Below are 20,887 nucleotides of genomic sequence, written 5' to 3' on the forward strand. Positions count from 1 at the left end.
TAGAAGTTAAATCAGCACTTGACCGGTGTCCGCAGACGGGCGGCGCGCGGTCGGGCCGCGCGTCGCCTTTGGTTCCGAACGCGGATATCAGCGTTGCAGTCGCGCCAGCAGGCTCGACGTATCCCAGCGCTTGCCGCCCATCTTCTCGACCTCGGCATAGAACTGGTCGACCAGCGCGGTCGCCGGCAAAGTGGCGCCGTTGCGGCGGGCTTCCGCCAGCGCGATCGAGAGGTCCTTGCGCATCCACTCGACCGCGAAGCCGAAATCGTACTTGCCCTCGCTCATGGTCTTGTAGCGGTTTTCCATCTGCCAGGACTGCGCTGCACCCTTGGAGATGGTTTCGATCACGGCGGCGACGTCGAGGCCACTCTTCTTGGCGAAGTGGATGCCCTCGGACAGGCCCTGCACGAGGCCTGCGATGCATATCTGGTTGACCATCTTGGTCAGCTGGCCGGCGCCCGCCGGTCCGAGCAATTTGCACATCCGCGCATAGGCGCCGGTGATAACAGGCTCGGCGCCCGCATAGGCGTCTGCGCTGCCGCCGCACATCACCGTCAGCACGCCGTTCTCGGCGCCGGCCTGGCCGCCCGACACCGGCGCGTCGACGAACTTGAAGCCGGCCTTGGTGGCGGCGGCATCGAGCTCGCGGGCGACCTCGGCGGAGGCGGTGGTGTGGTCGACGAAGATCGCGCCCTGCTTCATGCCGGCAAAGGCGCCGTCGGCGCCGATCGTGACCGCGCGCAGGTCGTTGTCGTTGCCGACGCAGCACATCACGAAATCCTGGCCTTCGGCGGCGGCCTTCGGGGTCGGCGCCGTCTTGCCGCCGAACTTGTCGGCCCATTCCTTCGCCTTCGCCGCGGTCCGGTTGTAAACGGTGACCTCATGGCCGCCCTTTTTCACGAGGTGTCCCGCCATCGGGAAACCCATTACGCCGAGACCGAGGAAAGCGACTTTAGCCATGTCTGTTACCTTGTGATTTGCCGTGGTGATCGCCCTTGAGACCACCGGAAAACGTCGCGGCCGGCAGGGCATTCCGTCCATGGAAGGAGCCGCACCATACCCCCTGCGCAGCGGAGGGCAACGGCTTCGTTGGATGGCAGACCCCGGTTTTGTGCTAGGATCGGCCCACCAAAGAACCTCACAAAAAAGGGAGTGTCTCGCATGGGCATGAGCGTCGGTGTGCTCGATCATTTCAATATCCGGACCCGGAATCTCGCCGCCACGGTGCGGTTCTATGAGGACGTTCTAGGCCTGGAAAAGGGTGCGCGGCCGAACTTCGCGTTCCCCGGTGCGTGGATGTACAGCGAGGGCAAGGCGGTCGTGCATCTGGTCGATATTTCCGCGACCGACGAGGCGCAGAAGCCTGACTCCGGCGTCGTCCATCACGTCGCCTTCGCCAGCCAGGGCTTTGACGGGATGCGGCAGCGGCTGCAGTCCAAGGGTATGGAATTCGACTCGCGCCAGGTTCCAGGCGGCGATCTCTGGCAGATCTTCGTCAACGACCCCAACGGGGTCATGATCGAGCTGAACTACGAGGCCGCCAAGGAGGGCGGCGCTGCAGCGCCGGCCGAGCGACGGGACGACGTCGGAGCGAGGTAGCCTTTTGCGCTGCAACGCTTTATTGGGTCGTCTCCTGGGCGTGATCCGGAAAAGTGTGAAGCGGTTTTCCGACAAGATCACGCCCCGCTAAGGAGCAGGAGATACGCGGTGAGCGTGACGCAGCAACAGGTTCTCGATTGTCTTGCCAAGGTGATGTCGCCGCGCGGCACAGCCTTGACCAACGCCAATGTGCTGTCGGCGATCACGGTCACCGACGGCAAGGTGTTCTTCTCGATCAATGTCGATGCCGCAGAAGCCCGCGCCTGGGAGAGCGTGCGTGCGCAGGCCGAGAACGCCGTGCGCGCCATTCCTGGCGTCAGCGTCGCGATGATCGCGCTGACTGCGGAGCGCAAGGCGGGTGGTGCGGCGCCTGCGCCGCGGCCGGCCGGCGGTGTCCCGCCTGCGTCCGCGCACCGTCATCCGCACCCGCCTGGTGCGCAATCGCCGATGGCCCGGCAGGCCGAGATCCCCGGCATCTCTGCCGTCATCGCGGTTGCCTCCGGCAAGGGCGGGGTCGGCAAGTCGACCACGGCACTCAACCTCGCGCTCGGTCTGCGCGACATCGGCCTGCGCGTCGGGCTGCTCGACGCCGACATCTACGGCCCATCGGTGCCGCGGCTCACCGGCATCCGCGAGAAGCCGCAGCTCAACGACGACAAGAAGATGATCCCGCTGCAGCGCTTCGGCCTGTCGATCATGTCGATCGGCTTCCTGGTCGAGGAGGACACCGCGATGATCTGGCGCGGGCCGATGGTGATGTCGGCGATCACCCAGATGCTGCGCGACGTCGTCTGGGGCACACTCGATGTGCTGGTCGTCGACATGCCGCCCGGCACCGGCGACGCCCAGCTCACGCTGGCGCAGAACGTCCCGCTCAAGGGCGCCGTCATCATCTCGACGCCGCAGGACCTCTCGCTGATCGACGCGCGGCGGGGCCTTGCAATGTTCAAGAAGGTCAATGTGCCGGTGCTCGGCATTGTCGAGAACATGAGCTATTTCCAGTGCCCGCATTGCGGCACGCGCTCGGACATCTTCGGCCATGGCGGCGCCCGCCACGAGGCCGAGAAGCTCGGGGTGCCGTTCCTCGGCGAGATCCCGCTGCATATTGCCATCCGCGCTGCCTCCGATTCCGGCAACCCGGTGGTCGAGAGCGAACCGGACGGCCCGCACGCGGCGATCTACCGCGCGATCGGCAGCAAGGTCCGTGAGCAGCTGCAAGACGTGATCGCCGCCGCCTGAGCCCGCGCTGCTGTCCCGGTCAGCCGGTGCGCCTCAAAGGCCGGGATCCCGGCGGCCTTTCTTCACAGGCCTGTCGCCCATGGACGATTGCTGAATCGCGTCCGGCCTGTATGTTTGTCGGGTACTGGCCGAATCGTACCACCGTTCCGTCAATTGAAGGCGGGCACGGGCAGCCGTAATGCGGGAGGGGCCGTGAGGCGACCAGCGACATGGCAGCATCACGCGAAGCAAACAAACAACGCCGCAAGCATCTGACGCGGGAGAAGCGCGAAGAGGCCTCCCGGGCGGCGTTCAACCTTGCGAAGAAATCCGACTCGATCGGCGAGGCCGCGATCGCGATCGCCAAGACATTTGGCGTCAGCAAGACGACCGCGCAAAGCTGGATTCGGCGTGGGCGGCATTTGGCCGATAAAGCCAAGAAGGCGCGTGAGGCGACACGGCGCTGATGGCCTCGGGAGCCCGGTGGCTGAGTGCCGGCCGGCCCGCACGCGGCGATTTACCGCGTGACCGGGACACGGCCCGCGAGCCGCGGCAAGCCGTCGTCGCCGCAGCCTGCGCCGGCATTTTCCGGCAAATTTCCCGCGTCATCAGACTTTCGTTTAATTGGTGCGGTCATGCCATTGTCGCGTTTCCGTGAGGCCGTCTTCCGTGTTAAAGGGCCGACCCAGAGCGCCTCGGCGGGCGTTTGCAAGTGGTCTGCTTGCAAGCCTCCTGCCGGAGAACTGCTTGCGGTCACCGGGAAACGCCCCTCAAGGAGAAGCCTTACGATGAAGCGTCGTGATTTTTTGAAAGTGTCTGCGGCCGGTGCTGCCGCGACGGCGGTTGCCGCGCCGGCGATTGCGCAGTCCTCGCCTGAAATCAAATGGCGCCTGACCTCGAGCTTCCCGAAGTCGCTGGACACCATCTATGGCGGTGCCGACCAGGTGGCGAAGTATGTCGCCGAAATGACCGACAACAAGTTCCAGATCCAGGTGTTCGCGGCGGGTGAGATCGTCCCCGGCCTGCAGGCGCTGGACGCGACCTCCAACGGCACGGTCGAGATGTGCCACACCGTGTCCTACTACTATGTCGGCAAGGACCCGACCTTTGCGATCTACGCGTCGGTGCCGTTCGGCCTCAACGCCCGCATGCAGAACTCCTGGTGGTACCAGGGCGGCGGCGAGGCGCTCGGCAACGAGTTCTTCAAGAAGTTCGGCGTGATCGGCTTCCCCTGCGGCAACACCGGCACCCAGATGGGCGGCTGGTTCCGCAAGGAGATCAAGACGGTCGCCGATCTCTCCGGCCTCAAATTCCGCATCGGCGGCATCGCCGGCCAGGTGCTGCAGAAGGTCGGCGTGGTGCCGCAGCAGCTCGCCGGCGGCGACATCTATCCGGCGCTGGAGAAGGGCACCATCGACGCCGCCGAGTGGGTCGGTCCCTATGACGACGAGAAGCTCGGCTTCCAGAAAGTCGCCAAGTACTACTACTACCCGGGCTTCTGGGAAGGCGGTCCGACGGTGCACGCCTACTGCAACCTCGAAAAGTGGAACGCGCTGCCGAAGAACTACCAGGCGATCCTGACCAACGCGACTGCCAACGCCAACACCTGGATGGCTGCGCGTTACGACATGCAGAACCCCTCGGCGCTGAAGCGGCTGGTTGCCGGCGGCACGCAGCTGCGTCCGTTTACCAACGAAGTGCTCGAGGCCTGCCTCAAGGCGACCAACGAGCTGTGGGGTGAAATCTCGGCCAAGAATGCCGACTTCAAGAAGTCGATCGACGCCATGCAGGCGTACCGTTCCGACCAGTATCTGTGGTGGCAGGTCGCCGAATACACCTTCGACAGCTTCATGATCCGCTCGCGCACGCGCGGCTAACAGCGCTTCGAGCGTTCGCGACAAGAGAACGCGCCCAAAGCTTCGACTTAAGTAGCCCGGCCCCCGCAAGGAGGCCGGGTTTTTTGCGTCTGGCGTTCGCCGAGGGGATGTTCCATGCTCGCGTCCGAAGCCTCGGCACGAAGGCGGCGCGTGATCGGTCACCGGTCATGGCGGCAAAGAAACGCAGCGCGACGATCGCAAGCCGTCGACGCTCGGACAACACAATCACACAGGGTGGGAAGCAAATGAAGCGCAGAGATTTCATCAAGGTCACGGGTCTAGGTGTCGCAGGCGCGGCAACGGTCGCAGCTCCCGCGATCGCGCAGTCGATGCCGGAGCTCAAATGGCGCCTGACGACGAGCTGGCCGAAGTCGCTCGACACGCTGCACGGCGGCGCCGAACTGATGGCCAAGGCGGTGGGGGAAGCCACCGACAACAAGTTCCAGATCCAGACCTTTGCCGCCGGCGAGATCGTGCCCGGCCTGCAGGTGCTCGACGCCGTGCAGAACGGCACGGTCGAGATGGGGCACACCGCGCCCTATTACTATTTCGGCAAGGACCCGACCTTCACCTTCGGCTCCTCGGTGCCGTTCGGGCCCAACATGCGGCTCAATCAGGCCTGGTTCATGCTGGGCGGCGGCAAGGAGCTGCTCAACGAGTTCTATAAGAGCTACAACGTCACCTCGCTGCTCGCCGGCAACACCGGCTGCCAGATGGGTGGTTGGTTCCGCAAGGAGATCAACAGCGTCGACGATCTCAAGGGCCTCAAATTCCGCATCGGCGGCTTTGCCGGACGGGTGATGCAGAAACTCGGCGCGGTGCCGCAGCAACTCGCCGGCGGCGACATCTATCCGGCGCTGGAAAAGGGCACCATCGATGCGGCCGAGTGGGTCGGTCCCTACGACGACGAGAAGCTCGGCTTCTACAAGGTCGCGCCGAACTACTACTTCCCCGGCTGGTGGGAAGGCGGCCCGATGCTGGTGGCGATGATTAACCTCGACAAGTGGAACGCGCTGCCGAAGCACTATCAGTTCGTGCTCGAGCAGGCCGGCCATCTCGCCAACAACTGGATGATGGCGCGCTACGACCAGGCCAACCCGCTCGCACTGAAGAAGCTGCTCGCGGCCGGCACCAAGCTGCGCCCGTTCCCGTCTGCGGTGATGGAAGCGTCCTTCAAGGCCGCCAAGGAGCTGCATGCCGAGGTTTCGGCGACCAACGCCAATTTCAAGAAGGTCTATGACTCGCTGACGACGTTCTCCAACAACGGCTATCAGTGGTTCCAGGTCGCCGAAGTCGGCTACGACAATTTCATGGCACGCCACTCGCAGGCCTGACGCCACTGACCTCCAGTGCAAGCAAAACCCCGGGCAGAGCTCCGGGGTTTTTTGCTGGGAGCCGGCGAGGGGCAGCCAAATGAATGCTTTTCGGCACGATTCGTGCTAGCGTTGCTCAGGAGCGTGAATCAGGGCGCCATATGCGTTTCCTCGGTCTTATCCTGCGGACGTTGTTTCTGACCCTTGTGGTGGTCATCACGGCTCGCGTCGCAAGTCCGCAAAACGAAACCATCTGGTCGGCCTACGAGACGCCATCGGATTTGGTTCGCATCATCCTCGGCGCCGCGGTCTGCCTCTTCGTCGCCGTCCAGATCTTCAGGTATTCCAGAGATCCCGCGGATATGCGCAGGTGGGTCGTGATCGGCGGCGCCGCGGTGCCGTTGGCGCTGGTATGCGCGGTCGTCATCTGGTAGGCGCCGTCGCTGATCGCGGCGGCCCAGCAATCATCGTGCAAGCCCCGTCGATCAAAATGGAAACGGCAATGAGCGCACGGGAACGCGGCTCTCGAAGTTCAATCCGATGGCCGGTCCGCTGCGGTAATGGCCGTTATAGTGCCCTCCATTTGGGCAGTAACTCGGATCCTGGCGCTCCTGATCGTCGATTGTCCGGCGATAGCCTCGCTGCTGATAGCGCGTCTGCCAGCAGTGGCAGTATTGATCACACGCGAGCCGTACCTGAACGATGCTTGCCGGGCCTTGCGGCGACAGCCGCGTGACCTGAACAGGCGCCGCGCAGGCAACCGACGCCGTCATGGCACTGGCCGCAGCGATGAGAAGCAGACGCGTTGTATTTTTCATAGGGGTCTCATCGGGCCGAACAGCGTGAATTCCGGAAGCTAACTCAATTGCGGAAGCGTGCCGCTATTTCCTCGGCGATCGCTTTGGCGGCGATGCTGGAGGCGTTGATACGGCAGTCGGCGTCGTGCGAACCACCGGGTTCTTCTGCTCGGTGGGACCGCCGAGATTGCTTGGCTTTTTTGGACCGCCGACCGCGCTTTGTGCAGCCGCGGATCCCGCAGAGACCGCAACGAGAATTGCCGCCAGGATGAGCATGTTTTTCATTCGTCGGTTCCTCCAGTCAGTAGACTCGTACGGCGCTTCTCAGCGGGCAGGCGGCCGGTTTTCGCTGACGCGCTGCGGGGTGGCGGCGGGCAAATCCTCCAAGGCACATTTGCGCCAGTCGTCGGATGCGCAGTTGGTCGGCCAGCCGCCGCCAAGCGCCATGAAAAGCGCAGCGCTGTCCGAGAGGCGCGTCGCCTGGGCCTGCACGCGGACCACTGCCGCCGTCAGATAGACCTGCTGGGCATTGAGCACGACCACCTGATTGACCTGCCCGAGAGCAAGCTGCTTCTGAATGATGTCGAGGCTGGCTTTGGCGGCGAGCTCAGCCCTGACGGCAGCCTGCAAGGCGCGCGCGTCGGCCTGCAGGCTGCGCAAGGCGTCGGCGACGTTCTGCATTGCCGTGACGACGGCCTGGCGATAGAGCGCATCCGCCTGGTCCACCGCGGCCTCCGCGGCCTTCTGCTTGTGGTAGAGCGTCAGGCCGTCGAACAGCGGCTGCGTCGCGCTCGCCGCGATGACGTAGAAGCTGGTCCCCGGCGTGAACAATTCGGCGAGGCTGAAGCCGGCGGCGCCGGCGTTGCCGGTGATCGTGATGTTGGGCAGCCGCGCCGCGATCGACACACCGACCTGGGCGTTCGCCGAGTGCAGCAGCGCTTCCGCGGCTCTGACGTCCGGACGCTGGGCAATCATCTTGCTCGGCAGGCTCACCGGCAAGTGTGCGGGCAGCGCCAGGTGGTCGAGCGTGAACTTCTGCAGGATTTCGTCCGCCGAGAATTGCCCGGCCAGCGACGTCAGCAGGTCGCGTTGAACCGCGAGCTGCTTTTCCAGCGGCGGCAGCAGTTGCTCGGACTGGGCCAGCGCGGCCTCCTGCGCCAGCACGTCGACCTGGGCGGCGCCGCCGGCGTTGAACTGGTTCTTCACGATCTCCAGAATGCCGCGTTCGATCTTCACGACGCGCTGGATCGCGGCAATCTGGCCGCGAAGCGATGCTTCCTGGATCGCCGCGGTGACGACGTTGGCGGTCAGCGTGAGGTAGGCCGCTTCCAGCTGGAACAGTTGCTGCTCGGAGATCGCGTCGAGACTCTCGACCGCGCGAACATTCTGGCCCCAGATGTCCGGCACGAAGCTGACGTTCAATTGCGCGGTATGAAGCGAAAATACCGAGGGCGACTGGCCGCCCGGGCCCGAACTCGATGCGCCGGAAATCTGCTGCTGGGCGGGCGTGTAATTTGCGCCGAGCTGCGGGAAGAACAGCCCGCGCTGGGCCAGCGCGTTGTATTGCGCGATCCTGATCGACGCCTCGGCCGCCTGCAAAGACGGGTTGTGCTCGACCGACATCTTGATCAACTCGTCGAGCGGCTTTGAGCGAAATGCCGTCCACCACCGCAGCGATACGTCCTCTCCGCTGACGAAGTGCTGCTTGGGCACGCTGGGGCCCCCGGCACTCGAGCTCGGGGAGGCCAGCTTCTCCGGCGTGTAGCGATCGACGTCGGGGGCGGCCGGCGGCACGAAATTCGGGCCGACGGCGCAGCTTGCCAGCAACAGCCCGGCGGCGCCGGCGCCAAGCGTCGGACGCATGGCGCGCCCTCCGCACCGCGCGAGCGCGGCAACAATCCTTACGGCGATTGTGGACATCAGGCGCCCCCTTCATGCGCCGCTTCGGGCGGTGCCGTGGCAGCCGCCTGGTCGGGAGAGGCGACAGGCTCGCGCGACAGGAAGATCTTGCGCAGCGCAGGCGCCACGATCAGCAGCAGCAGCGGGCCGATGAACATGCCGCCGACCACCACGGTCGCGAGTGGCCGCTGCACCTGGCTGCCGATGCCATGCGACAGTGCCGCCGGGAACAGGCCGACGCCGGCGGAGAGGGCAGTCATCAGCATCGGCCGCATGCGCTGCTCGGCGCCGTTGAACACCGCCTCCGCGATGCTCATGCCCGAAGCCCGCAATTCGCGGAAATAGGTGATGTTGAGGATGCCGTCCATGACGGCGACGCCGAACAGCGAAATGAAGCCGATCGCGGCCGAGATCGAGAAATCGAGCCCGGCAAGGTACAGCGCGATCAGGCCGCCGCCGACCGCGAACGGTATGCCGGCCAGCGCCAGCAGGCTGTCGCGCAGCGAGTTGAACAGGCTGTAGAGCAGCACGAAGATCAGCAGCAGCGTCACCGGCACCACGATCATCAGGCGCGCTTTGGCGGCTTCGAGATTGTCGAATTCGCCGGACCAGATCATCCGGTAGCCGGTCGGAAGCTGCACCGCTTCGGCGACGCGCGTCTGTGCTTCCGCCACCGTGCTGCCGAGATCGCGGCCGCGCACGCTGAACTTGATCGGGATGTAGCGCTGGCTGCGCTCGCGGTAGATGAACGACGCGCCGGTATCGAGCGAGATGTCGGCAAGCTCGCTCAACGGGATGTAGGCGTTGGTGCCGGATGGCGTCTGGTAGGCCACCTTGATCTCGCGCACCTCGTCGATGCTCTGGCGGAATTTTGGATCGAGCCGCACCACCACGCCGAACTGGCGGTCGCCTTCCAGCACCGTCGTCGCGCTGGTGCCGCCGAGCGCGGCCTGGACCACGGTCGTCACGTCGCCGGTATTGAGACCGTAGCGCGCGGTCTTCTCGCGGTTCACCTTGATATTGAGGTTGGGCTGCCCGACCAGGTGGAAGATGCCGAGATCGGCGACGCCGCGGATCTTGGCCATCTCCTGCGAGACCTTGGTCGCGAGCTGTTCGAGCACGGCGAGGTTGGGGCCGATGATCTTGACCGAGTTTGCGCCCTTGACGCCCGACAGCGCCTCCTCGACGTTGTCCTGGATGTATTGCGAGAAGTTGAAGGTGACGCCGGGCAGTTCCTCGTCGAACTCCCGCTGCAGTTCCTCGGTGAGCTTCTCCTTGGTCAGGCCGGGCGGCCACTGGTCGAACGGCTTGATCGGCGCGAACAGCTCGACATTCGAAAATGGAGAGGCGTCGCTGCCATTGTCGGGGCGTCCGTGCTGCGACACCACCGTGATGATCTCAGGGTGGCGCAACAGGATCTCGCGCATCTTGCGGGTCGGCTCGGTGCCGGCATCGAGCGACATGGTCGGCGGCATCGAGGCGCGGATCCAGAAATTGCCTTCCTCGAGCGCGGGCAGGAATTCGCTGCCGAGCCGGCTCGCGGCAAGGCCGCTCAATCCGAGGAAGATGACGCCGGCCGCGACCGCGACCCGCAGATGCGTCAGCGACCAGCGCAGCACCGGCGTGTAGGCCTTGCGCAGCGAGCGCACGATGATGGTTTCGGTTTCCTCGATATGCCGCGGCAGCAGCAGCGATGCCAGCACCGGCGTCACGGTGAATGTCGCCAGCAGCGCGCCGGCGAGCGCGTAGCCGTAGGTTCGCGCCATCGGTCCGAAGATCTGGCCTTCGACGCCCTGCATGGTGAACAGCGGCACGAACGCGGTGACCGTGATGGCCGCGGTGAAGAACACCGCCTTGTCGACCTGCAATGCGCTGACGAAAATCATGCGCAGCCGCTCGGTCCAGCCCGGCGTGGGCTGGCCGTTGCGCGTCGTGGGATCGCCACCCCAGTATCCCTCGGCGAGGTTCTGCAGCACCCGCAGCCGGTTCTCTGGACTGGACTGGAAGTTGCGGAAGATGTTCTCCATCATGATGACGGCGGAATCGACGATGATCCCGAAGTCGACGGCGCCGAGCGACAGCAAATTGGCGTCCTCGCCCTGCAGCACCAGGATGATGATCGCGAAGAACAGCGCGAATGGGATGTTGGCGCTGACGATCAGCGCGCTTCTGAGGTCGCCGAGGAAGACCCACTGGATCACGAACACCAGCAGGCAGCCGAACATCAAATTGTGCAGCACCGTGTGGGTCGTGACGCTGACCAGCGAGGTGCGGTCGTAATAGGGGACCACCTTGACGCCGGCGGGCAGGGTGCCATCGCTGTTGATCTTGGCGACTTCCTCCTCGACCTTCGGCACGATGTCGTTGGTGTGCTGGGTGCGTCCCATCACCACGATCGCCGCAGCGACGTCGTCGTTCCTGTCCTTGCCGGCGATGCCGAGCCGCGGCACATAGCCGACCGAGACCTTGGCGACGTCCTTGATCTGGATCGGCAGCCCGTTGGATTGGGTCAGGACGACGTTCTCGATGTCCCGGACCCGGTAGCCCTTGGTGATATCGTCATCGCCGCCTGAGTTGATCAGGCCGATGCCGCGGATGTTGACGGATTGCTGGCCGATCGCGATCTCGCGACCGCCGACATTGATGTTCGCGTTGCCGAGCGCGCTGATCAGCTGCGGCACGGTGATGTTGTAGGCTTCGAGCTTGGCGAGATCGGCGTCGACATTGAACTGCTTGGTGGTGCCGCCCCAGGCATTGATCTGCACCACGCCTGGAAGCGTCATCAGCCGGCGGGCGACGACGTAATCCTGCAATGTCCTGAGATTGGTCAGGCCGAAATTCGGCGGACCGACGAGCTGGTAGCGATAGATCTCGCCGACCAGGCTGGACTGCTGGATCTGCGGAATCTGGTTGCCGGGGAGCTGGACATTCTGTGTGAGGTTGTTGGTGGCCTGCGAGAGCGCGAAGTAATAATCGACGCCGTATTTGAAGGTGACCCGCACGAACGACAGGCCGTAGAACGAGGTCGAGCGGATATTGACCACGCCCGGCGTCGAGTACAGCCCGACCTCCATCGGGATCGTATAGTACTTCTCCATTTCCTCGGCGGAGAGGCCGGCGGCCTGGGCCGTGATCTCGAGGATGACGGGCGCCGGGTTCGGATAGGCCTCGATGTTCAGCTTGGTGAACGCGGCGAATCCGGCGGCGCAGAACACGGCGAGGCCGAGCACGATGACGGCACTTCGGGTCAGACCGAATTGAAGGAGGCTCTTGATCAAGGTGCTGCACTTACTCTTGAGCGGACGAGGGCGCGGTCAGCGTTGCGGCTGGCGCGCTAGCCGGTGGCCGCGTTGGCGAACTTGTTGCTGAGGAAGATTGCGCCGGTGGAGGCGACCTTCTCGCCGGCTGCGAGGCCGCTGAGGATCTGCCGCCAGCCGTCCTGCTCCATACCGATCGTCACGGTGCGGCGGTCGAACTTGCGGCCGTCGGTCGTGACCCACACCGTCATCGTGCCGTCGCCCTCGCGCACGATGGCGTCGAGCGGAACGCTCACCGACAGCTTTGGCGGCTCGGTTTCGATGGTGAAGCTCGCCAGCATGCCGGCGCGCAGCTTGTGCTGGGGATCATCGATCACTGAACGCACCAGCTGGCGGTGCGAGTTCGGATCGATGTTGAGGCCGAGCGTCGTCACGCGGCCGCGAAACACCTCGTTCGGATAGGCCGGCACCCGGACCTCGACCGGTTGGCCGATCCGGTAGGCGGGGGCATCGGTCTCGATCACATTGGCGACCATCCACATCGTCGAGATGTCGGCCAGCGAATAGGGCGCCGGTGCGTTGCCGGGCTGCACAAAGAGTCCCGGCGCGGCATTGCGCGCAATGATCCGGCCGGAGATCGGGCTCGGTACCACCAGGATGGAATCGACCTTGCGGTCGGCGACGATGCGGTCGATCTCGGCGTCGGTCTTGCCGAAGATGCGCACCGCGTCGCGCCCGGCCTTGTAGTTGCCCTCGGCGGTCTGCTGGTCCGACGTCGCCTGGTCGACGTCCTTTTGCGCGCCGCCGCCGGTCTTCAGCAGCTGCCTGACCCGCGCCAGCGTCCTGGTCTGCAGTTCGAGCACGCCGGCCGCGGCGAGCAGCGACGACTCGGCCTGCAGCAGATCGGGGCTGTCGATCGTGAACAGCCTGTCGCCCTTCGCAACCTCGTCACCGACATTGAGCGGCGTGTCGACGATCCTGCCGGGATTTGAGGTAAACGCCTGCACCAGCATGTTCTGGTTGAAGTCGATCGAGCCGACCGCGTTCTTCAAGGTCCGGAACGAACGCTGCTCCGCGGCCATGGTCTTCAGGGAAGCCGCCTGCTTGTCGCTCAGCGCGACGTATTGCTGCTCGACGTTGACGTCCTGCGGCGCGGTCTCCTGCGCGGCCTTGGCGTTCACGACACCATCGGCGCGCGTCGTGAGCCACGCGCCGGCGAGAAGCGCCGCCAGCACCGGCATCGCCGCAAAGCCCATATACTTCATTCGAAATGACATCGCCCGCCGCCAATACTGCATGAAAGTCCCGCGCGAGAGACGAGGTCCTGCCGCATGGTGGGCCGTCGTCGATCTCCCGGTGAGAGCAGATGAACGATTATCAGGCCTAGCTGACGCCAGCCTTACATTTGCCCTTTTCAAGAGCGCGCCCGGCGCGCGAATTTGATTGCGGCGGGGGCCGGTTTATCTATTTTGCATGGGAATCGGAGCCGCGGCACATAGCCAAAATATAGCGCGGTTAGCGGCAATCCGGGCGTTGTGCTTAAATGCGTATCGTTTGCACGACGGGATTGCTCAACGCGCGATCTGTTGCGGAATGGTCGCTTGGCTGGCGCATCGCAACAAGGTGTGCAATCGGAAGACCGATCGAATGAAAACAGGACTGCTGCGATGCGCCTTCTGATCGTCGAGGACAATCTCGAGCTCTCGCGACTGCTGGCGAGCGGGCTGGTGGCGGCGGGATATGAGTCCGATATCGTCAACAGCGTTGCCGAGGCGCGTGATGCGCTGCGCAGCGTCACCTATGCTGCCATGATCCTCGATCTCGGTCTGCCTGACGGTGATGGCCTGTCGGTGCTGTCGGAGCTGCGCCGCAAGACCGACCCGTTGCCGGTCCTGGTGCTGACCGCGCGCAACGGCCTGCAGGATCGGGTCAACGGCCTGCGCAGCGGCGCGGACGATTATCTAGCGAAGCCGTTCGCGCTGGAAGAGCTGGTGGCGCGGCTCGAAGCCATCCTGCGCCGGCCCGGCCAGCTGCTCGGCTCATCGCTGAAGCTCGCCAATCTGGTCTACGACACCGAGAGCAAGCAGGTGTTCGTCGACGGTGCTCCGCACGTCTTCTCCGCGCGTGAAACCTCGGTGCTCGAAATCCTGCTGCGGCGGCAGGGACGGGTGGTGCCGAAGAAGAATGTCGAGGACCACATCTTCGGTCTGTCGGGCGAGGTCGCCTCGAATGCGGTCGAGGTCTACGTGTCGCGGCTGCGCAAGCTGCTCACCGAGCACCGCGCCAAAGTCATCATCCACACCATTCGCGGCGTCGGCTATCTGATGGCGGAGGAGAAATAGGGGTGTTCCGCTTCACGTCGCTGACCTCGCGGATCGTGTTCCTGCACATCGTGGCGGTCGCGGTCGCCGCGATCTTCCTGCCGCTGCTGCTGCTGTGGTTGCTCAACTCGGAGATCAACCAGCTGCATCGCGAAGCGATGCGCGATCAGGCCGCCGATCTCGGCCAGAACCTCGTGGTTGATTCCGCCGGCAAGGTACAGCTCAACCTGCCGGACAGCCTGAGGGGGCTCTATTCCGACGCCTATGGCCGCTATCGCTACGACATCTACGACGCGGACGACAATCTGCTGTTTTCGTCGCATCGCGGAGCGCCGCGGCTGCCGGCCTTGGCCGACCGGATTTCCGGCGCCAGCGCCACCAAGCTCGTCGGCGGCCAGACGCTGCGCATCCAGGTCGCCGAGGACCTGTCGCACCGCGACGTCATCATCGATGACATCGTTTCCAACTTCTTCCGGCGGGTCGGCTGGATCACCATCCCGATCCTCCTGATCCTGCTGGCCACCGACATCCTGATCTTCCGCCGCGCCGTGATTCCGCTGCTGCGGGCTTCGGAGGAGGCCAGGAGCATCGGACCGGCCAGGACCGACATCCGTCTGCCGACGGAGGGGATTCCGAGCGAAATCCTGCCGCTCGTGACCGCAGTCAACCAGGCCTTCGATCGTCTGGAGGACGGGTTTCACGTGCAGCGCCAGTTCACCGCCGATGCCGCGCATCAGCTGCGCACTCCGCTTGCGATCCTGCGGACCCGGATCGAGACGCTGGATGTAGCCAGGGGGACCAAGGAGCTGCATGCCGACATCGAGAGCATGAGCCGTATCGTCAGCCAGCTGCTCGAGATCGCCGAGCTCGATACGCTGGTGCTGGACCCCGGCGAAACCGCGGATCTGCGCGCCGTATGCGCCGAGGTGGTCGGCTCGATCGCGCCCTATGCGCTGGCGCAGCAGAAAGACATCGCGCTGCGCGGCACAGATGGTCCGGTGCGGGTCAAGGGCAATGCCGAGATGCTGCAGCGCGCGATCTTCAATCTGGCGGAGAACGCCATCAAGTACACCGCAGACGCGACCTCGGTCGATGTCGAGGTGCACGAGGACGGTTCGGTGCAGGTGCGCGACTGCGGGCCGGGGATTGCGCCGGCCGAGCAGGGCCTGGTGTTCCAGCGCTTCTGGCGCGGCGATCGTCAGCGCCAGCGCACGGACGGGGCGGGGCTCGGGCTTTCGATCGTCCGCGGCGTCGTCGACGACCACGACGCGACGATCAAGGTAGAAAACCTGCCGTCCGGCGGTGCCCAGTTTACGCTGAGCTTCCGCCTCGCCAAGGCAGAGCCGGCAACCGCGTGAGAGGCTCGGCCTGCGGCACCTGTCGGCCGGCTTACTTCAGCTTGCCGTCGGACAGGTCCATGATGATGCGGGTGGTCAAATACAGGCGCGGCACGATGCTGTTGATCTGCACGTACTCGGCATCGTTGGAGTGTGCGCCGAAGCCAGAGAGGCCCATGCCTTCAACCACGGCGCCCTTGGTCTTGAGGGCGGCAAACGCAGCGTCGGTGCCGCCGCCCGTGGCCCGCTCGGCCACGTTCAGCGGCATGCCCAGGTGCTGATAGATCGTCTTGCCGTGGCCGGCCACGCGGCGCGAGGCGTCGTTGGCTTCGAGCGGCGGGCGGCGCACCTCGAACTTCACGTCCACCTTGGAATCGGGCAGCAGACGGTTCTTGATCTTGTCCTGCAGCGCCGTCTCGAGTTCGTCGAAGTCGGACACCTTCAGCGCGCGCGCATCGGCCTGGGCGGTGGCTTCGGCGGGGATCACGTTGCGGTTGGTGCCGGACTTGGAGACCGTCCAGTTCAGTTTCAGGCCCTGCTCGGGCTTCGACAGGTCCTTCATCTGCAGCACCTGGTGCGACAGCTCATAGAGCGCGTTGACGCCGCCTTCGGGCCTGGCGCCCGCATGCGACGACTTGCCATGCACCGTGAGGTAGGCCGAGCCGATGCCGCTGGTGGCGAGGCGAAGCGTGCCGCTGGCGTCGCTGCCTTCGAACGAGAACACGGCATCCTGCTCCGCGGCGACGCGGGTGATGGTGCTGCGCCAGCCGGGCGAAGAGATCTCCTCGTCGCCATTGATGAGCACCGTGAGCGTGCCGTAATCTCTGAAGTTCAGCTTCTGCAGCAGCGCCACGCTGTGGATGATGGTGGCGATGCCCTGCTTGTCGTCGGCGATGCCGAGGCCGTAAGCCTTGTCGCCATCGACGCGGAAGGGCTGATCCTTCAGCATGCCCTTGAGATACACCGTGTCCATATGCGCGATCAGCATGATTTTCGCGCTGCCCGTGCCCTTGAAGACGGCCTGCACGGCCGGGCCGATCTTCTCCGGCGTGTCGTCCAGCCGGTAGATGTCGGTGGTCTGCAGGATGTCCACCGCGCCGCCGAGCTCTTTGAGCTGGCCGGCGATGCGCGCGGCGATCTGGTTGAGACCTTCGATGTCCTTGCTGCCGGATTCGATCTGCACGAGGTCGCGCAGGGTGTCGAGCAGCGGCTGCTGCTCCTGTTGCGCCAGTGCGCGAATGTCGGCCGCCGGCGCCGCGTCTGCCACGGCAGCGGCAAACGCCAGGCTGAGAGTTGCCAGGCTGAGGGATGCGACGAGCGGGCGAACGAACGAGCGGGCGGGATGCGATTGGGGCATGGGCGGCAGTCTGTGAGTTGGAGGACGATCCGTATCCACCGCGTCTTCACAGGACTCGACGCCGCCGTCAACGGTTCCAGCGTGCCCCGCTTTCGCAAGAGCGTTTTCGAGCGAAGTGGACACCGGTTCGCGTAAAGAAAACGCGTCAAAACAAGAATCTAGAGCTTCGGTTCTGATTCAATCAGAACCGAAAATGCTCTAGGCACGCTGAAGAAGCTGGGGCCGGCTACTGCTTCGGTTGCCCGAAATCGAGCGGCGGCAGCTCGATCTGCGGCACCTCGATCTTGACCTTGTTGAGGTCGACATCGAGCGGCTTGTCGAGCAGTCCGGTGACGACGACCGGGAATGCGATCACCAGCGCCACCATGATCGCCTGCAACCCGATCCAGGGCATAGCGCCCCAATAGATGTCGGAGCTCTTCACTTCCTTCGGTGCCACGCCGCGCAGATAGAACAGCGCGAAGCCGAACGGCGGATGCAGGAACGAGGTCTGCATGTTGACGCAGAGCATCACGCCGAACCAGATCAACGCGGCGTCGGGGCCGACCACCGGCGCCAGCACCTTCTGCGCGATCGGCGCGATCATCGGCAGGATGATGAAGGCGATCTCGAAGAAGTCGAGGAAGAACGCCAGGAAGAAGATGAAGAGGTTGATGAAGATCAGGAAGCCCCAGACGCCGCCGGGCAGCGAGGTCAGAAGGTGCTCGAGCCAGACGCCGCCGGAGACGCCGAGGAACACCACCGAGAAGCAGGTCGAGCCGATCAGGATGAAGGTGACCATGCAGGTGATGCGCATGGTCGTCTCGTAGCCCTGCTTGATCAGGTCGCGCAGGTCCGGGATCTTGACGGCCTCGAGGCAGATCCAGACCACCGCGAGATAGGTGATCGCGAAGGCGAGCCTGAAGATCAGGTTCTCGCTGTAGAGCATCGCAATGATGGTGCCGATGCCGCCGGCGATCACGCCGACGATCAGCACCTTGCGGCCGGTCGCGCTGAAATCCTTGTGGTGGATCGCGGCGAGCACGATGGCGCCGACCGCGCCCATGGCACCGGCCTCGGTCGGGGTCGCAAGGCCCATCATCATGGTGCCGAGCACGACGAAGATCAGCACCGCGGAGGGGATGATGCCGAGCAGGCACTTCTTCCACAGCGCCCAGCCGGTCAGCGTGCGGGCGTCGATCGGCACGGCGGGCACATGGCTCGGCTTGAAGATGCCGAGCAGGAAGGTGTAGCCGGCGAACAGCAGGATCTGGAACACCGACGGGCCCCAGGCGCCGAGATACATGTCGCCGACCGACTTGCCGAGCTGGTCGGCGAGCACGATCAGGACGAGCGAGGGAGGGACAAGTTGCGTGATGGTGCCGGAGGCGGCGAGCACGCCCGTGATGTAGCGGATGTTGTAGCCGTAGCGGATCATCACCGGCATCGAGATCAGCGCCATCGCGATCACCTGCGCCGCCACCGTGCCGGTGATGGCGCCGAGGATGAAGCCGACGATGATCACGGAATAGCCGAGGCCGCCGCGGATCGGGCCGAACAGCTGGCCCATCGAATCCAGCATGTCCTCGGCGAGCCCGCATCTCTCCAATATCGCGCCCATGAAGGTGAAGAACGGGATCGCGAGCAGGAGCTCGTTGGACAGCACGCTGCCGAAGATGCGGCCCGGGATCGCCTGCAGGAAGTTGAGGTCGAAGAAGCCGAGATAGATCGAGAGAAACCCGAACGACAGGCCGACCGCGGCGAGCGTGAACGCCACCGGATAGCCGATCAGCATCGCAATGATCAGGCCGCCGAACATCAGTGGCGGCATCATCTCCAGCGTAATGGTCATTGCGTCGGCCTCTCGTACTTCGCGTCGATCGTCACATAGCCCTGCAGCGCGGCGATCCGCTTGATCACCTCGGAGACGCCTTGCAACGCGAGCATCACGAAGCCGGACGGGATAACGAATTTGATCGGCCAGCGCAGCAGACCGCCGGCATTGCCGCTCATCTCGCCGACCGCGTAGGCCTGGTGGAAGAACGGCCAGGACAGATAGGCGAGCAGCAGACAGGAGGGGATCAGGAAGAACAGGGTGCCGATCAAGTCGAGCCAGAGCTGGCCTCGTTCGGACAGCATCAGATAGAGGATCTCGACGCGGACATGCTCATTGCGTTTGAAGGTGTAGGAGGCGCCGAACATCACGAGGATCGCAAACATGTACCACTGCGCCTCGAGCCAGCCGTTCGAGGAGTAGCTGAACGCGTAGCGGATCATGGCATTGCCGGCACTGACCAGGCAGGCGAGCAGGACGAGGAGGTTGCAGACGTATCCGATCTTCTCGTTCAGTCGGTCGATGGCCTGACTGAGTGCCAACAATGGGCGCATCACGATCTCCACGGCTGCGCGATCTGCGCGCCGAATATCTTTTCAAGCATCATCTGGCCGCCGCACGCACGCGCACGGAGCCACGGCTCACCTTCAGGAGCAGTTGCAAACGTTCATCCTCCCCCGAAATCCGCTTCCGCCGTTGTTCGTTGCTCTTGGCTGCCGGATCGTCGGCGGCGAGCCGACAGGGGGCAGCGGCCTGTCCGGCCGGGCGAGCGTGAAAGCCGTGGCACCAAATCAGCGCCGTCGAACGCCGTCAATCGGAAAATGGGCAAATTGACGGCGCGGCAAATCGTTGTCCCGCCTTGGTAATCGGGGGACGGCGCAGGCGTCGGCAGCGGGCTCTGAACTAGCCGCCGGTGACGCTCATATGGCGGCTGACGCTCGGGCGATTGTGGCGGCGGTCGATGATGAAATCGTGCCCCTTCGGCTTCAGCCCGATCGCCCGGTCGATGGCTGCCGACAGCAGATCGTTGTCGTCGGAGGCGCGCAGCGGCCGGCGCAGGTCGGAGGCGTCCTCATGGCCGAGGCAGGTGTGCAGCGTGCCGGTGCAGGTGATCCGCACCCGGTTGCAGGATTCGCAGAAATTGTGGGTCATCGGCGTGATGAAGCCGAGCTTGCCGCCGGTCTCGGCGACCCGGACATAGCGGGCAGGGCCGCCGGTGTCGTCGGCAAGGTCGGTCAGCGTGTAGTGCTTCTCGAGCCGCGCGCGCAGCAGCGACAGCGGAACGTACTGATCGATGCGGCCCTCGCCGATGTCGCCCATCGGCATCACCTCGATCAAGGTCAGGCCCATTCCCTTGCCATGCGCCCATTCCATCAGCGCGGGAATCTCGTCCTCGTTCATGTTCTTCAGCGCGACCGCGTTGATCTTGACCGCAAGCCCGGCCGATCGCGCCGCCTCGATGCCCGACAGCACCTTGTCGATGTCGCCCCAGCGGGTGATGGCCCGGAACTTTACGGGGTCGAGCGTGTCGAGCGAGACGTTGACACGGCGCACGCCGCAATCGGCCAGCTCCTGCGCGAAGCGCGCGAGCTGCGAACCGTTGGTGGTCAGCGTCAATTCGTCGAGCGCGCCGGTCGAAAGATGGCGCGACAGCGAACGCACCAGGCCCATCACATTGCGGCGGACCAGCGGCTCGCCGCCGGTGAGGCGGATCTTGCGCACGCCCTTGGCAACGAAGGCCGAGCACAGGCGGTCGAGCTCTTCCAGAGTCAGCAGATCGGCCTTCGGCAGGAAGGTCATGTCTTCCGACATGCAGTAGAAGCAGCGCAGGTCGCAGCGATCGGTGACGGAGACGCGCAGGTAACGGATCGTCCGGCCGAACGGATCGGTCATCGGACGAAACAGCGTGTCGGAATGCGCCTGCGTGGATCCGTTCATTCAACCCAAGCCTTTAAGCCAAGCCTTCAAGGCGAGACCCTAACTCAAGACCTCAACTCAAGTCTTGAAATGTGTCCCAGCGTGCGGAGCCGAACTCGGCTCCAGGCCCTCAATCTATGCATGTTGGCGCGCCGTCACAATGCGTCCCTAAGGATGATCCG

General features: G+C 64.5%; 17 protein-coding genes. 8 read left to right on the plus strand and 9 right to left on the minus strand.

Features of this window, described 5'->3' with window-relative positions:
* Nucleotides 1-87 precede the first annotated feature (87 nt).
* Nucleotides 88-960, minus strand: coding sequence for an NAD(P)-dependent oxidoreductase (locus tag ACOIX3_RS16335; protein WP_420970866.1), 873 nt, complete (start codon nucleotides 958-960; stop codon nucleotides 88-90).
* Between the two features lie 201 nt (nucleotides 961-1,161).
* Here ACOIX3_RS16335 and ACOIX3_RS16340 point away from each other — a divergent pair, with 201 nt between their 5' ends.
* The 6 genes from ACOIX3_RS16340 (at nucleotide 1,162) to ACOIX3_RS16365 (ending at nucleotide 6,441) form a co-directional block, all read left to right on the plus strand.
* Nucleotides 1,162-1,599, plus strand: a complete 438-nt coding sequence (locus ACOIX3_RS16340; RefSeq protein ID WP_420970868.1) for a VOC family protein — start codon at nucleotides 1,162-1,164, stop codon at nucleotides 1,597-1,599.
* Nucleotides 1,600-1,707: 108 nt separating this feature from the next.
* Nucleotides 1,708-2,838, plus strand: coding sequence for a P-loop NTPase (locus tag ACOIX3_RS16345; protein WP_420970870.1), 1,131 nt, complete (start codon nucleotides 1,708-1,710; stop codon nucleotides 2,836-2,838).
* Between the two features lie 209 nt (nucleotides 2,839-3,047).
* The gene (locus ACOIX3_RS16350; RefSeq protein WP_212315494.1) at nucleotides 3,048-3,284 is read left to right on the plus strand and encodes a hypothetical protein; all 237 of its coding nucleotides are present in this window, start codon (nucleotides 3,048-3,050) and stop codon (nucleotides 3,282-3,284) included.
* Between the two features lie 321 nt (nucleotides 3,285-3,605).
* The gene (locus ACOIX3_RS16355) at nucleotides 3,606-4,694 is read left to right on the plus strand and encodes a TRAP transporter substrate-binding protein (protein ID WP_097672506.1); all 1,089 of its coding nucleotides are present in this window, start codon (nucleotides 3,606-3,608) and stop codon (nucleotides 4,692-4,694) included.
* A 245-nt stretch (nucleotides 4,695-4,939) separates the two neighbouring features.
* Nucleotides 4,940-6,028: a TRAP transporter substrate-binding protein gene (locus tag ACOIX3_RS16360; protein ID WP_092125553.1), complete on the plus strand. Its 1,089-nt coding sequence runs from the start codon at nucleotides 4,940-4,942 to the stop codon at nucleotides 6,026-6,028.
* A gap of 83 nt (nucleotides 6,029-6,111) precedes the next feature.
* Complete coding sequence (locus ACOIX3_RS16365; protein ID WP_420970872.1) at nucleotides 6,112-6,441, plus strand: hypothetical protein; 330 nt, start codon at nucleotides 6,112-6,114, stop codon at nucleotides 6,439-6,441.
* 51 nt (nucleotides 6,442-6,492) lie between these two features.
* On the opposite strand, the gene ACOIX3_RS16370 is transcribed toward ACOIX3_RS16365, so the two are convergent.
* The 4 genes from ACOIX3_RS16370 to ACOIX3_RS16385 all read right to left on the minus strand — a co-directional run bounded on the left by ACOIX3_RS16370 (nucleotide 6,493) and on the right by ACOIX3_RS16385 (nucleotide 13,237).
* Entirely contained in the window at nucleotides 6,493-6,825 is a 333-nt protein-coding gene (locus ACOIX3_RS16370; RefSeq protein ID WP_420970873.1) for a hypothetical protein, read from the minus strand.
* Nucleotides 6,826-7,128: 303 nt separating this feature from the next.
* Complete coding sequence (locus ACOIX3_RS16375; protein WP_420970874.1) at nucleotides 7,129-8,667, minus strand: efflux transporter outer membrane subunit; 1,539 nt, start codon at nucleotides 8,665-8,667, stop codon at nucleotides 7,129-7,131.
* Between the two features lie 56 nt (nucleotides 8,668-8,723).
* The gene (locus ACOIX3_RS16380) at nucleotides 8,724-11,981 is read right to left on the minus strand and encodes an efflux RND transporter permease subunit (RefSeq protein WP_420970875.1); all 3,258 of its coding nucleotides are present in this window, start codon (nucleotides 11,979-11,981) and stop codon (nucleotides 8,724-8,726) included.
* A gap of 56 nt (nucleotides 11,982-12,037) precedes the next feature.
* The gene (locus ACOIX3_RS16385; protein WP_420970876.1) at nucleotides 12,038-13,237 is read right to left on the minus strand and encodes an efflux RND transporter periplasmic adaptor subunit; all 1,200 of its coding nucleotides are present in this window, start codon (nucleotides 13,235-13,237) and stop codon (nucleotides 12,038-12,040) included.
* A 390-nt stretch (nucleotides 13,238-13,627) separates the two neighbouring features.
* Between ACOIX3_RS16385 and ACOIX3_RS16390 the strand changes: the two genes are divergently transcribed.
* Both ACOIX3_RS16390 and ACOIX3_RS16395 read left to right on the plus strand, forming a co-directional pair.
* Nucleotides 13,628-14,302 (plus strand): response regulator, encoded by a 675-nt coding sequence (locus tag ACOIX3_RS16390; RefSeq protein WP_092125557.1) that lies wholly within the window; start codon nucleotides 13,628-13,630, stop codon nucleotides 14,300-14,302.
* A gap of 2 nt (nucleotides 14,303-14,304) precedes the next feature.
* Entirely contained in the window at nucleotides 14,305-15,639 is a 1,335-nt protein-coding gene (locus tag ACOIX3_RS16395; RefSeq protein WP_420970877.1) for a sensor histidine kinase, read from the plus strand.
* Between the two features lie 31 nt (nucleotides 15,640-15,670).
* Here ACOIX3_RS16395 and ACOIX3_RS16400 read toward each other — a convergent pair whose 3' ends face one another.
* The 4 genes from ACOIX3_RS16400 to moaA all read right to left on the minus strand — a co-directional run bounded on the left by ACOIX3_RS16400 (nucleotide 15,671) and on the right by moaA (nucleotide 20,726).
* Nucleotides 15,671-16,975: a M20/M25/M40 family metallo-hydrolase gene (locus ACOIX3_RS16400; protein WP_420971740.1), complete on the minus strand. Its 1,305-nt coding sequence runs from the start codon at nucleotides 16,973-16,975 to the stop codon at nucleotides 15,671-15,673.
* Between the two features lie 226 nt (nucleotides 16,976-17,201).
* Complete coding sequence (locus ACOIX3_RS16405; RefSeq protein WP_229170963.1) at nucleotides 17,202-18,806, minus strand: TRAP transporter large permease; 1,605 nt, start codon at nucleotides 18,804-18,806, stop codon at nucleotides 17,202-17,204.
* Complete coding sequence (locus ACOIX3_RS16410) at nucleotides 18,803-19,342, minus strand: TRAP transporter small permease subunit (protein ID WP_092127299.1); 540 nt, start codon at nucleotides 19,340-19,342, stop codon at nucleotides 18,803-18,805. The genes ACOIX3_RS16405 and ACOIX3_RS16410 overlap by 4 nt, the downstream gene beginning before the upstream one ends.
* A gap of 349 nt (nucleotides 19,343-19,691) precedes the next feature.
* Nucleotides 19,692-20,726, minus strand: a complete 1,035-nt coding sequence (gene moaA, locus ACOIX3_RS16415; protein WP_050400281.1) for a GTP 3',8-cyclase MoaA — start codon at nucleotides 20,724-20,726, stop codon at nucleotides 19,692-19,694.
* Nucleotides 20,727-20,887: the final 161 nt, after the last annotated feature.

This window comes from Bradyrhizobium sp. B120 (assembly GCF_049075665.1).
Classification (GTDB): Bacteria; Pseudomonadota; Alphaproteobacteria; order Rhizobiales; family Xanthobacteraceae; genus Bradyrhizobium.